The organism is Streptomyces daliensis (assembly GCF_054782395.1).
In genome coordinates this window covers 1-12,182 of the sequence record NZ_BAAGSO010000067.1, presented here as the reverse complement: position 1 = coordinate 12,182, position 12,182 = coordinate 1, and the positions used below count along the sequence as shown (strand labels likewise).

General features: G+C 70.0%; 12 protein-coding genes. 6 read left to right on the top strand and 6 right to left on the bottom strand.

The window, feature by feature from the left end:
• The first annotated feature begins 183 nt into the window (after window positions 1-183).
• Complete coding sequence (locus ACYVOO_RS15560; protein WP_461016250.1) at window positions 184-1,092, top strand: hypothetical protein; 909 nt, start codon at window positions 184-186, stop codon at window positions 1,090-1,092.
• Window positions 1,093-1,317: 225 nt separating this feature from the next.
• Window positions 1,318-1,527: a hypothetical protein gene (locus ACYVOO_RS15555; RefSeq protein WP_453349004.1), complete on the top strand. Its 210-nt coding sequence runs from the start codon at window positions 1,318-1,320 to the stop codon at window positions 1,525-1,527.
• 112 nt (window positions 1,528-1,639) lie between these two features.
• Here the strand turns inward: ACYVOO_RS15555 and ACYVOO_RS15550 are convergent, their stop codons facing one another.
• A complete protein-coding gene (locus tag ACYVOO_RS15550; protein WP_461016249.1) occupies window positions 1,640-2,068 on the bottom strand; it encodes a metal-sensitive transcriptional regulator in 429 nt (142 codons plus the stop codon).
• Between the two features lie 152 nt (window positions 2,069-2,220).
• On the opposite strand from ACYVOO_RS15550, the gene ACYVOO_RS15545 reads away from it, so the two are divergent.
• A complete protein-coding gene (locus ACYVOO_RS15545; protein WP_453349002.1) occupies window positions 2,221-2,841 on the top strand; it encodes a DUF47 domain-containing protein in 621 nt (206 codons plus the stop codon).
• A 6-nt stretch (window positions 2,842-2,847) separates the two neighbouring features.
• Window positions 2,848-3,843: an inorganic phosphate transporter gene (locus ACYVOO_RS15540; RefSeq protein WP_453349001.1), complete on the top strand. Its 996-nt coding sequence runs from the start codon at window positions 2,848-2,850 to the stop codon at window positions 3,841-3,843.
• A gap of 141 nt (window positions 3,844-3,984) precedes the next feature.
• Here ACYVOO_RS15540 and pstB read toward each other — a convergent pair whose 3' ends face one another.
• The 4 genes from pstB to pstS form a co-directional block, all read right to left on the bottom strand.
• Window positions 3,985-4,761 carry a phosphate ABC transporter ATP-binding protein PstB gene (gene pstB / locus ACYVOO_RS15535; RefSeq protein WP_453349000.1) on the bottom strand — a complete coding sequence of 259 codons (777 nt, stop codon included), beginning with the start codon at window positions 4,759-4,761 and terminating at the stop codon, window positions 3,985-3,987.
• Window positions 4,762-4,832: 71 nt separating this feature from the next.
• Window positions 4,833-5,915: a phosphate ABC transporter permease PstA gene (gene pstA, locus ACYVOO_RS15530; RefSeq protein WP_461016248.1), complete on the bottom strand. Its 1,083-nt coding sequence runs from the start codon at window positions 5,913-5,915 to the stop codon at window positions 4,833-4,835.
• The gene (gene pstC, locus ACYVOO_RS15525; RefSeq protein WP_461016247.1) at window positions 5,912-6,934 is read right to left on the bottom strand and encodes a phosphate ABC transporter permease subunit PstC; all 1,023 of its coding nucleotides are present in this window, start codon (window positions 6,932-6,934) and stop codon (window positions 5,912-5,914) included. The genes pstA and pstC overlap by 4 nt, the downstream gene beginning before the upstream one ends.
• 91 nt (window positions 6,935-7,025) lie before the next feature.
• Window positions 7,026-8,150: a phosphate ABC transporter substrate-binding protein PstS gene (gene pstS / locus ACYVOO_RS15520; protein WP_461016246.1), complete on the bottom strand. Its 1,125-nt coding sequence runs from the start codon at window positions 8,148-8,150 to the stop codon at window positions 7,026-7,028.
• 452 nt (window positions 8,151-8,602) lie between these two features.
• On the opposite strand from pstS, the gene ACYVOO_RS15515 reads away from it, so the two are divergent.
• Together ACYVOO_RS15515 and ACYVOO_RS15510 are read left to right on the top strand one after the other, a co-directional pair.
• Window positions 8,603-9,694: a C40 family peptidase gene (locus ACYVOO_RS15515; protein WP_461016245.1), complete on the top strand. Its 1,092-nt coding sequence runs from the start codon at window positions 8,603-8,605 to the stop codon at window positions 9,692-9,694.
• Window positions 9,695-10,064: 370 nt separating this feature from the next.
• Window positions 10,065-11,570: a PP2C family protein-serine/threonine phosphatase gene (locus tag ACYVOO_RS15510; protein ID WP_461016244.1), complete on the top strand. Its 1,506-nt coding sequence runs from the start codon at window positions 10,065-10,067 to the stop codon at window positions 11,568-11,570.
• 81 nt (window positions 11,571-11,651) lie between these two features.
• On the opposite strand, the gene ACYVOO_RS15505 is transcribed toward ACYVOO_RS15510, so the two are convergent.
• Window positions 11,652-11,993 carry a DUF2516 family protein gene (locus ACYVOO_RS15505; protein WP_461016243.1) on the bottom strand — a complete coding sequence of 114 codons (342 nt, stop codon included), beginning with the start codon at window positions 11,991-11,993 and terminating at the stop codon, window positions 11,652-11,654.
• Window positions 11,994-12,182: the final 189 nt, after the last annotated feature.

Sequence of the window (12,182 nt, the reverse complement as noted above, 5' to 3'; positions counted from 1 at the left end):
ATCTTCAACGGCACCCTCACCACAGCAGCCATCGTCATATGGCTCCGCGACACCGTCCAAGAGCCATCAGAAACGGCCTAGCTCTCGCACGTGACAACCGTACCGGCCCGTGACGGCCCGGCAGTGACCCTCGTTAGCAGAACAAGTTTCAGCGACGGCTTGGCTGCATGGGGGTCGGCACAGATGGCGGTGCGACGGCGCGGACGGCGCAGGGCGGGGGTCTCGGCCGTCGCGGTGGGCACGGCGGGAGCCGTGGGCGTGGTGCTGGTCACGGCGACGGGCTGCTCCGGAAGGGGCGCAGCGGCGGCCGAGGAGAAGGTGCCCCGCGATCCGCTCCGCGCCGTGCGCGAGGCCCCGGACGTGCTGGCCAGGTCGGGCACGTCGAGCACGGTCACCGCCATGGAGATGACCAGCGGCGGTACCCGCGTCACCATCGACGGCACGGGCGCCTTCGACTACGCGAAGCGGGCCGGGCGGCTCAAGATCCTGCTGCCGGAGGGTGCTTCGGGCGCCGCGGTGGGGCAGCGCAGGCCCATCACCGAACTGATCACGCCGGACGCGGTCTACATGAAGAACCGCGGCGCGGGGGTCCCCAGCGACAAGTGGGTGCGCGTCGAGACCGCCTCGCTCTCGGACGGCAACCTCGTCACCAGCGGCGCCACGGACCCCGTCAGCGCGGCCGAGCTGCTGCGCGGGGCGCGTCAGGTCTCCTACGAGGGCGAGCGGACGCTGGACGGCGAGACCGTCAGCCACTACGAGGGCACGCTGGACCTCCGGGCAGCCGCGAAGGCCGCATCGCCGCACTCCCGCAGGCAACTGGAGGCGGCGGCGAAAGGGTTCTCCACGAAGGCGGTGCCCTTCGAGGCGGACATCGACGAGCGGGGCAGACTGCGCAAGGTGCGGCACGAGTTCACCGTCGTCAACGGCGAGCACGACCGGCATGACGCGCATGACGAGCATGACGAGGGCGGGGAGGGAGCCTCGGGGGTGGCCGTCTCCTCGACGGTCAGACTGCGCGATTTCGGTACACCGGTGCGAATCGGAATGCCCGAGTCCCGTGACATCTACGCGGGAACGATCGCGTCCCCGTAACGTCGTGCGGTGGGCGGTCGCCTGTGGCCGGGTGCGCGGGAGTGCGTACGCGTGCGCGGGTCACGCCGTCCGACCGCCGTGCTCCTGTCCTCCCGGCTCCCGGGCGGGGTTTGGGGCCCGGGCCGACGGGCTAGCCGCCGCGATGGGGAACGAAATGGTTCGGAAGTGCCATGCGCGGAGGGTGCGCCCCTCCCTACTCTGGGGATACACGAGGAGGTGGTGCGTGTGCCTGGCAGTGCTCGCGGGTCGAAGGGCTCGGTGGTCCAGGACCACGTGGCCCTCGCCGAGATCGAGCTGTGCGGCGAACTGATGATCGCGGCTTCCGCGGCCGAGGCGGCCGGCGAGGAGCGGCTGAGCCTGGCGCGGATCGACGAGGTGCTGAGGGCGGTCACGGGGGACTTCGACGAGCCGGTGAGGCAGTACGAGCGGCGCTGAGCCGGCCCGGGGCACCGCCCCGGGCCCCGTTTCCGTGTGCGTTCCGGTGTAAGTCCCCGCGTGAGCTGCGTCATATGCCAGAGCGATACCCGGCGCCCGTTTCCTGGGGGCGCTACGTACGCATCAGGCGGGCGATCGCGGCCGTGGCCTCCTCGACCTTGGCGTCCATCTCGGCGCCGCCGTCGAGCGCGGCGTGCGCCACGCAGTGCCGCAGGTGCTCCTCCAGCAGGCGGAGGGCGAAGGACTGGAGCGCCTTCGTGGAGGCGGACACCTGCGTGAGTATGTCGATGCAGTAGACGTCCTCCTCGACCATGCGTTGCAGGCCCCTGATCTGGCCTTCGATCCTGCGCAGCCGTTTGAGGTGGGCGTCCTTGTCCTTCGTGTAGCCGTGCTCGCCCGTCGCGGCGTGGGCGGAGCACGTCTCGCCCTTCCCGACGGTGGTGGCGCTCTCGGCGCTGGTCTCGGCCGTCATCATGGCGGGTCCTCCCGTGCTGGACGTGACGTAGGGGGTGCGGTCCGCGGCCTTCCGCGGTGTGGGCATATACCCCTCGTGGGTATATGATAACGGATTTGGCGGAGGGCGGTGCCGAGCACACATCTCCATGGGTGACACTGGGGAACGCCGGTTCGCCGTGGCCGGATGATGCGCCTAGCATCAACGAGACCGAAACCGACGCAGCCCGAGGACCCCCAGTGCGCTTTCGTCTGACCCCCAGGGAGACGAGCTTCTACGACATGTTCGCGGCCTCCGCGGACAACATCGTGACCGGCTCCAAGCTCCTCATGGAACTGCTCGGGGCGGATTCCTCCGCACGGGCCGAGATCGCCGAGAGGATGCGAGCCGCGGAGCACGCGGGGGACGACGCGACACACGCGATCTTCCACCAGCTGAACTCCTCCTTCATCACCCCGTTCGACCGCGAGGACATCTACAAACTGGCCTCCTCGCTCGACGACATCATGGACTTCATGGAGGAGGCGGTCGATCTCGTCGTCCTCTACGAGATCGAGGAACTGCCCAAGGGCGTCGAGCAGCAGATCGAGGTCCTGGCCAGGGCGGCCGAGCTGACGGCCGAGGCCATGCCGCACCTGCGGACGATGGACAACCTCACCGAGTACTGGATCGAGGTCAACCGCCTGGAGAACCAGGCCGACCAGATCCACCGCAAGCTGCTCGCGCATCTCTTCAACGGGAAGTACGACGCGATCGAGGTCATGAAGCTCAAGCAGGTCGTGGACGTGCTGGAGGAGGCGGCGGACGCCTTCGAGCATGTGGCCAACACGGTCGAGACCATCGCGGTCAAGGAGTCCTGACCCCTCGTGGACACGTTCGCGCTCATCGTGACCGTCGGGGTCGCGCTCTTCTTCACCTACACCAACGGCTTCCACGACTCGGCGAACGCCATCGCGACGTCGGTCTCGACGCGGGCGCTGACACCCCGGGCCGCGCTGGCCATGGCCGCCGTGATGAACCTCGCGGGCGCCTTCCTGGGCAGCGGTGTCGCGAAGACGGTCAGCAAGGGCCTGATCGAGACGCCGCACGGGTCGAGCGGCATGGCGATCCTGTTCGCCGCGCTCGTCGGCGCCATCGTCTGGAACCTGGTCACCTGGTACTTCGGGCTGCCGTCCTCGTCCTCGCACGCGCTGTTCGGCGGCATGGTGGGCGCGGCGCTGGCCGGCGGCATCGCCGTCTACTGGTCAGGCGTGATCGAGAAGATCGTGCTGCCGATGTTCCTCTCGCCCATCGTCGGGCTGGTCATCGGCTACTTCGTCATGTGCGCCATCATGTGGCTCTTCCGCAAGTCGAACCCGCACCGCGCCAAGCGCGGCTTCCGCATCGCGCAGACCGTCTCGGCCGCGGGCATGGCCCTCGGGCACGGCCTCCAGGACGCGCAGAAGACGATGGGCGTCGTGGTCATGGCGCTGAGCATCGCCAACGTCCAGGACCACAACGAGATCCCCGTCTGGGTCAAGGTCGCCTGTGCGGCGATGCTCTCGCTCGGCACGTACGCGGGCGGCTGGCGCATCATGCGGACGCTGGGCCGCCGGATCATCGAGCTGGACCCGCCGCAGGGCTTCGCCGCCGAGACCACGGCGGCCTCCGTGATGTACACGGCGTCCTTCATGTTCCACGCGCCCATCTCCACGACGCATGTGATCACCTCGGCGATCATGGGTGTCGGGGCGACGAAGCGGGTCAGCGCGGTGCGCTGGGGCGTCGCGAAGAACATCATCCTCGGCTGGTTCATCACGATGCCCGCCGCCGCGCTGATGGCGGCGGTCAGCTACTACCTGGTGAAGCTCTTCTTCGGCTGACGGGCAGGGCCCCGCGCCCGCGCACATGAATGGGTCCGCCCCCGGGTGACAGGGGCGGACCCTTCGCCTTGCGGTGGCACCGCCATGCAGCACCGCGAGGCTGTCCATGCGCCGTGCGCGACGGCTCAGGCGGTCAGGCGCTCAGCCGAAGCGGCCCGAGATGTAGTCCTCGGTGGCCTGGACCGTGGGGTTGGAGAAGATCCGCTCGGTCTCGTCGATCTCGATCAGCTTGCCGGGCTGGCCGACGGCCGCGAGGTTGAAGAAGGCGGTGCGGTCGGACACGCGCGCCGCCTGCTGCATGTTGTGGGTCACGATCACGATCGTGTACTGGGCCTTCAGCTCGCCGATCAGGTCCTCGATGGCGAGCGTCGAGATCGGGTCCAGGGCCGAGCAGGGCTCGTCCATCAGCAGGACCTGCGGCTCGACGGCGATGGCCCGCGCGATGCACAGGCGCTGCTGCTGTCCGCCGGAGAGTCCGGAGCCGGGCTTGTTGAGGCGGTCCTTGACCTCGTTCCAGAGGTTGGCGCCCTTGAGGGACTTCTCGACGATCGCGTCGAGTTCCTTCTTCTTGTAGTTGCCGTTCAGCCGCAGGCCCGCCGCGACGTTGTCGTAGATGGACATCGTCGGGAAGGGGTTGGGCCGCTGGAAGACCATGCCGATGGTGCGGCGGACCGCGACCGGGTCCACGCCGGAGGCGTAGAGGTCCTCGTTGTCGAGCATCACCTTGCCCTCGACACGGCCGCCGGGCGTCACCTCGTGCATCCGGTTCAGGGTGCGCAGGAAGGTGGACTTGCCGCAGCCGGAGGGGCCGATGAAGGCCGTGACGGAGCGGGGTTCGACGGTCATGGAGATGTCGTCGATGGCCCGGTGCGAGCCGTAGAAGGCGGTGAGGCCGCTGACGTCGATGCGCTTGGCCATGGGACTTGTCACTCTCTTCGGGGTTCCGGGGGGCGGCCCTGTGGGGTGCCCCCTCGCGTACGGACCGGGCCTCAGCGGCCCGACGTCTTGGGGGCCTTCCAGCGGGCGATGCCGCGGGCGACCAGGTTGAGGATCATCACGAAGGCGATGAGGGTGAGCGCGCCCGCCCAGGCGCGGTCGATGCTGGCGGTGTTCCCGAGCTTGTACTGGTTCCAGACGTACAGCGGCAGGGACTCCTGCGCACCCGAGAACGGGTTCGGGTTGATCAGCGGGTTGCCGAAGACCAGCAGCATGACCGGGGCCGTCTCGCCCGCGATACGGGCGATGGCCAGCATCACGCCGGTGGTGATGCCGCCGATGGCGGTCGGCAGGACGACCTTGAGGATCGTCCGCCACTTGGGCACGCCCAGGGCGAGTGACGCCTCGCGCAGCTCGTTGGGCACGAGCTTGAGCATCTCCTCCGTGGAGCGGACCACGATCGGCATCATCAGGATGGCGAGCGCCATGGCGCCCGCGAAGCCGGAGGGCCCGAAGCCGAGGCCGAGGTTCCAGAAGGCGAGGACGAAGAGGCCGGCGACGATCGACGGGATGCCCGTCATGACGTCGACGAAGAAGGTGACGGCCTGGGCGAGGCGCCCGCGGCCGTACTCGACGAGGTAGATCGCGGTCAGCAGACCCAGCGGCGCGGCGATCACCGTCGCCAGGCCGACCTGTTCGAGGGTGCCGAGCAGCGCGTGGTAGAGGCCGCCGCCCTCCTCCAGGTTGGTCATGCCGCCCATGGAGTGGGTGAGGAAGTAGCCGTCGAGGAGCTTCGAGCCGCGGCTGATGGTCGTCCAGCCGAGGGAGACCAGCGGGACGACGGCGAGGACGAAGCAGACCCAGACGACGCTGGTGGCGACCCGGTCCTTGGCCTGGCGGCTGCCCTCGACCGCGGTGGTGAGCGCGTAGGTGCCGACGACGAAGAACAGCGCGGCGATCAGGCCCCACTGGACGCGGCTCTCCCAGCCGGCGACGGAGCCGACGCCGATGCCGAGCGCGATCGAGACGACCGCGATGGCGAGGGGCGACCAGTTGGGCATCCTGCGGTGCGCGAGGGGAGTGGACGGCGGCGGCACGTCGTCGACCTGCGGCTTGTCCATCAGTGCGTTGCTCATGCGTTGGCCCCCGAGTACTCCTTGCGGCGGGCGATGATCAGGCGGGCCGCGCCGTTGACGAGGAGAGTGATGACGAAGAGGACGAGCCCGGAGGCGATCAGCGCGTCGCGGCCGAACTCGTCCGCCTCGTTGAACTTCGCCGCGATGTTCTGCGCGAAGGTGCCGCTGCCCGGGTCGAGCAGGTGCCAGGTGAAGAGGAATCCGGGGGAGAGGACCGTGGCGACGGCCATGGTCTCGCCGAGCGCGCGGCCGAGGCCGAGCATCGAGGCGGAGATGATGCCGGAGCGCCCGAAGGGCAGCACCGACATGCGGATGACCTCCCAGCGGGTGGCGCCCAGCGCCAGCGCGGCCTCCTCGATCATCTTCGGGGCCTGGAGGAAGACCTCGCGGGTCACGTTGGTGATGATCGGCAGGATCATGATCGCGAGCAGGATGCCCACGGTGAAGATGGAACGTGCGGGGCTGCCGGGGTTGGACATCTCGAAGACGACCGTCCACCCGAAGAACTGGTCGAGCCAGCGGGTGAGCCCGTCCAGGTAGGGGACGAGGAAGAGGGCGCCCCACAGGCCGTAGATGATCGAGGGCACGGCGGCCAGCAGGTCGATCACGTACGAGAGCGGCGTCGCGAGCTTGCGCGGCGCGTAGTGCGAGACGAACAGCGCGATGCCGACCGCGATGGGGACGGCGATGACCATCGCGATCACGGAGCTGACCACGGTGCCGAAGGCGAGGATGCCGATGCCGAAGGCGGGCGGGTCGCCCTGCGGGTTCCACTCGAAGGCGGTCAGGAAGTTGACCGAGTCCTCGGAGATCGCGAGGTAGGCGCGGTAGGTCAGGAAGGCCGCGATGGCGGCCATGATCACGAGCAGGGTGATGCCCGAGCCCCGGGAGAGGCCGAGGAAGACCTTGTCCCCTGGACGGACGGCCTTGCCCTTGACCGGCGCCTGCGGGGGCGACGGCGCGGGGTCGGGTGACTGCGACGTCGGGGGCGGGGCTGCGGAGGTGGGAGATATGTCCATGGTGTCTCCGGTCTGGGTGGGGACTTTCCCCTGGCGGCGGTGCACCGGAAGAGGGCGGGGCGGCATTCCTGCGCCGCCCCGCCCGGGTGTACTAGGAGAGCTCCGGGACGGCCTTGCGGACCTTCTCGGCGATCTCGTCGGGCAGCGGGGCGTAGCCCAGCTCGGTGAGGGTGCTCTGGCCGCCCTCGCTGGCCGTGTAGGTCAGGAAGGACTTGGTCGCGTCGAGGGTGTCCTTCTTGTTGCCCTTGTCGCAGACGATCTCGTAGGTGACGAGGATGATCGGGTAGGCGCTGTCGGCCTTGGTGTTGTAGTTCAGCTCCATCGCGAGGTCCTTGTCCTTGCCGACGACCTTGGCGTCGGCGATGGCCTTGGACGCGTTGTCGGCGGTGGCCTCGACGGGCTTGGCGGCGCCGGTGTCGATCTTGACGCTGTTCAGGTCGTTGGCCGTGGCGTAGGACAGCTCGAAGTAGCTGATCGAACCCTCGGTCTGCTTGACCTGCTGGGCCAGCCCGGAGGAGCCGGAGGCCGACTGGCCGCCCTTGGCGGGCCAGGACTTCTCGTCCTCGTACTTCCAGTCGTCCTTGGCCGCGGTACCGAGGTACTTGCCCAGGTTCTGGGTGGTACCGGACTCGTCGGAGCGGTGGAACGCCTGGATGTCGGTGTTCGGGAGGTTCGCGCCCGGGTTGAGCTTCTTGATGGCCGGGTCGTTCCACTTCTTGATCTTCGAGTCGAAGATCTTCGCGATCGTGGAGGCGTCCAGCGTCAGGTCGTCCACGCCCGAGACGTTGTACGAGATGGCGATGGGGCCGCCGACCATGGGCAGGTTGATGCCCTGGCCGCCCTTGCAGATCTTCTTCGAGGACGCGACCTCCTCGGGCTTGAGCGCCGAGTCGGAGCCCGCGAAGGCGGTGGTGCCCTGGAGCCACTCCTGGATGCCGCCGCCGGAGCCGATGTCCTTGTAGTTGATCTGCGTGTCCTTGCAGGCCGCCTGGTAGTCCTTCACCCAGGCGTCCACCGCGTTCTTCTGCGCGCTGGAGCCCGAGGCGAGCAGCTTGCCCTTGCCGTCGCACTTGATGTCGGCCGCGGCCTTGGAGCCCGAGCCCTCGGGGTTGCCGCTGTTGTCGTCCGACCCGCAGGCGGTGAGTACCAGGGCGCTGGAGACCGCGACAGCCCCGACAGCGAGGGCGCGAAGCCGGTTCGTGCGCTGAAGCTTCACTTTCGTTCAGTTCCTTCCTGGGCCCGCCGGTGGGGAACGGCGTGCGATGAGATGTGGTGTGTGCTCTCGGTCGCTCTCGGTCGTTCTCTTCCGAGCCTCGCGAGAATCGAGCCTGTCCCAGCTATGTCCGCGCGATGCCCGTCGTGGGGAGGCGCGCGCTCTCGGTACGGCTGAAATTAGGCAGATGAGGTGAAGCGGCCGACGGAAGTGGGTGAACGCGAGGTGAACCTCGCCGGTCGGCCTAGTAGCGCGACGTGCGGGCCTGGGACAGCGGGACGCGCGGCCGGGCTCGGGCCGGGCTCGGGCTGGGCCCGAGGCTGGGAGCGGAGGGACTTGTGGGGGGCTCTGTTGCTTTTGGGCGGCTCGTGGCACTATCCGCTCCAGTCGGGCTGAGTGGACCACCGAGGCATACCGAGGCATGAGGGGGTGGCCGTGTGACACGGCCTGGAGGCTTGCCGGGGAGGCGCGGAACGGCCGTCGCCGTGGCCTGCGCGCTGGGAGTGCTGGCCGGGCCCGCGGCGGCCACGGCGTACGCGGACCCGGGGGAGAGCAGCGGGGGGAGCGGTGGCGGGAGCGCGGGTGCGGGCGCGGGTGCGGGCGCGGGCGCGGGCCGGAGTCTGGAGGACGTCCGCAAGGAGATCGAGCGGCTCCACGACAAGGCCGAGTCGGCCGCCGAGGCGTACAACGGCGCCGAGGAGAAGGTCGAGAAGCAGCAGAAGGAGATCGTCGAGCTGGCGAGGAAGATCGACGCCACGCAGACGAAGCTCGACAAGCTGAAGAACACCGCGGGCGCCATGGCCCGTGCCCAGTACCGCAGCGGCGGCATGCCGGACGAGGCCCACGTGCTGCTGCGGAAGGACCCGGAGAAGTTTCTGCGCGACGTCTCCCTCGTCCGCAAGGGCCAGCAGGCGGCCAAGGGCTTCATCGGCACGCTGACCGGCACGAAGGAGAAGCTGGACGGCTACGCCGAGGACGCCACGGACCAGTGGGAGAAGCTGGAGGCGAACCGGAAGCGGAAGGCCGCCGCCAAGAAGAGCGTCGAGAAGCAGCTCAAGAAGGCCGAGAAGGTGGAGTCGCGGCTCGCGAAGGACGAGCGCGAGAAGCTGCGCGAGCTGGAGGCCGAGGCGGCCTACGCGCGGCAGTCCAAGTGGCTCGAGTCGGGCGTGCTGGACGAGATCGAGGGCAAGGCGTCCAAGGCGGGCAAGCGCGCCCTCGCGTACGCGACGAACCAGATCGGCAAGGACTACGAGTGGGGCGCCGAGGGCCCCGCCACCTTCGACTGCTCGGGGCTGACGATGCGCGCCTGGCAGGCGGCGGGCGAGCAGATCCCGCGCACGTCGCAGGAGCAGTGGAAGCAGCTCCCCAGGGTGCCGCTGGAGAAGATGCGTCCGGGTGACCTCATCATCTACAAGAACGACGCGAGTCACGTCGCCATGTACGTCGGCGACGGCGCGATGGTGCACGCCCCCAGGACGGGGCGGCAGATCACCATCGAGGGCGCGGGCTCGATGCCGATCCTGGGAGTCGTACGGCCGGACAAGTGAGCCGGACAAGTGAGCCGGGTGAGCGGGCCGGGGCGAGCGGGCCCGGAGGCCCGGCTGAAGTGAGCCGGGCCACTCGCCGGGCGCCCCGCGCGGGGCGCCCGGCGAGTGACGTTGGTCATGCGCGCGCTGCGCCGGGGGCGAACTCCCCGCGTCGCGAGGGCATATGACGGCGGAGGATTCTCTCCGGCCATTCCGTACATACGTACGGGGGCGCTAAGGTCCCCTCGGACAGCCCGGCACGAGGAGCGACCGACCATCGCTCGGCGGACCGGGCCAGGTGGCGTGCCGACTGGCCCGCTACCTGACCGGGCCAGGTGGCGTGCCGACTGGCCCGCTACCGCACCCTCGGGGGGAGGGAAGAGGAACTCACATGCCCGTACGTGTGCAACGGGAGTACGCGGCCTCGCCGCCTGCCGCACCGCCGCACCCGGGCACCGGCGAGGGGGAGACGCGGGTGCCGGAGGCGGAGACCGCGGAGACGGAGGCGGGGGCCGCGGGAGCGGAGACCGGCGAGCCGGGGACGGCGAGGCAGCCGGAGACCGTGCGGAGCGCCGGCGGCGCCCTCACCCTGCTCGTGATCGAGGACGATCCGACGGGCGCCATCAGCGTGCCCGAGATCCTGGACTCCGCGAGCGCCGGGCTTCCCGGCGCGCCCAGGGAGCGCATCCGCGTACGCACGGCGCGCAACCTCACCGAGGCGGAGCGGCTGCTCACCGACGACGTGCACTGCATCCTGCTCGACCTCGCGCTGCTGCCCGCGGGGCAGGACGCGCGCGAGTCGCGGGAGATCTCCGGGGCGCCGGGGCCCGAGGTGGACGGCGCGAGTGGGACGGGCGGCGCGGGCGGCCCCGGCGACGGCGGTGAGGCCGCGCCTGGCCCCCACGAGCTGGACATGCTGCGGCGCGTACTGCGCCTGGCCCCCCGCCACCCCGTCCTGGCGCTGACCGACGGCGCGGACGCGGAACGTACCGCCGAGGCCGTACGGCTCGGCGCGCAGGACTACCTCTTCCGTGACGAGCTGAACGGCCGCACCCTCAGCCGCGCCATCCGCTACGCCGTCGAGCGCAAGCGCGCCGACCTCGCGCAGCGCCAGCTCACGGAGTCCCGGCTGCGGGCCCAGGAGAACGCCCGCCTGGAGCGCGGGCTGCTGCCCACGCCGCTGCTGGAGGGGAGCGAGCTGCGCTTCGCGGCCCGCTACCGGCCCGGCCGCTCGCGGGCGCTGCTCGGCGGCGACTTCTACGACACCGTCCGCACCGCCGACGGCACCGTCCACGCCATGATCGGCGACGTCTGCGGCCACGGCCCCGACGAGGCGGCCCTGGGCGTCGAGCTGCGCATCGCGTGGCGGGCCCTGACCTTCGCCGGGCTGTGCGGCGACGAGCTGCTGGGGACGCTCCAGAAGGTGCTGGAGCACGAGCGGGCCAGCGAGGAGATCTTCGCGACGCTGTGCACCGTGGACATCTCGCCCGACGGCCGCAGCGCCGGTGTCTGCCTGGCAGGGCACCCCTCGCCGCTCTTCGTGGCCGGGGGCGCGGGCGGTGGCGGCGGTGGCGGTGGCGGGACGCCGCGGCTGCTCCCGTACGACGACGGCGGCCTCGCGCTCGGCCTCGTCCCCAACGCGCGCTGGCCGCGCAGGCAGGTGGCGCTGGGCCGCGCCTGGAGCCTGCTGATGTATACGGACGGGCTGATCGAGGGGCGCGTCGGCGAGGGGCGCAGACGCCTCGGCCAGGAGGGGATCACCGACATCGTCGCGCGGCGGATGGCGCAGGGCGCCAGGGGCGAGAGCCTGCTGGACGCGACGATGGAGGACGTGCGACGGCTCAACGGCGAGGAGCTGACGGACGACGTCGCGGTGATGCTGCTCGCGCGGGGCTGAACGGGGCTGAACGAGGGCGAACAGGGCTGAACGGGGCGCGCTGACTCGGCCCGGGCGCCCGGGCTGGAGGGCCCGGAGGGCTCAGCGGCCGTTGAAGGGCCCGTACGGGCCGTCGCTGCTGCTGCCGCCCCTGCGCGGGCCGCCGCGTCCGCCGCCCGTGACCTGCTTGATCGCGGGGCGTACGTCCACGATGTAGACGATCGTCGCGATGAGCCCGATGATCTGGAGCATCACCATGGGCACCAGAAGGTTCACCACGACCGTCAGGCCCAGGATGATCATCCAGAAGCCCTTGTTCTGCTTGTCCGTGGCGCGGTAGGCGTCGTCGCGGCGCAGTGCGGCGTCGATGAAGGCGAACACGGCCAGGGCCAGCACCGCGATGTTGATCAACCAGAGCACTGTCCCGAAGCTCTGCATCAGCATTGGTGCTCACACTCCTGGGTTCGCGCGGTCGCTCGTGCCACCGTACCTGGGCCGGTGCCCTCGACGCACGAGGTACGAAACGTTGTCCGGGGGTTGTCCGGGGCGCCCCTAGGCCGTTTCTGATGGCTCTTGGACGGTGTCGCGGAGCCATATGACGATGGCTGCTGTGGTGAGGGTGCCGTTGAAGAT

What these genes read in the sequence shown, in the direction of transcription:
- pstB (WP_453349000.1), bottom strand. Translation starts at nt 4,761, where the DNA reads ATGGCCAAGCGCATCGACGTCAGCGGCCTCACCGCCTTCTACGGCTCG.
- pstC (WP_461016247.1), bottom strand. Translation starts at nt 6,934, where the DNA reads ATGGACATATCTCCCACCTCCGCAGCCCCGCCCCCGACGTCGCAGTCA.
- ACYVOO_RS15550 (WP_461016249.1), bottom strand. Translation starts at nt 2,068, where the DNA reads ATGCCCACACCGCGGAAGGCCGCGGACCGCACCCCCTACGTCACGTCC.
- ACYVOO_RS15510 (WP_461016244.1), top strand. Translation starts at nt 10,065, where the DNA reads ATGCCCGTACGTGTGCAACGGGAGTACGCGGCCTCGCCGCCTGCCGCA.
- ACYVOO_RS15505 (WP_461016243.1), bottom strand. Translation starts at nt 11,993, where the DNA reads ATGCTGATGCAGAGCTTCGGGACAGTGCTCTGGTTGATCAACATCGCG.
- ACYVOO_RS15560 (WP_461016250.1), top strand. Translation starts at nt 184, where the DNA reads ATGGCGGTGCGACGGCGCGGACGGCGCAGGGCGGGGGTCTCGGCCGTC.
- pstA (WP_461016248.1), bottom strand. Translation starts at nt 5,915, where the DNA reads ATGAGCAACGCACTGATGGACAAGCCGCAGGTCGACGACGTGCCGCCG.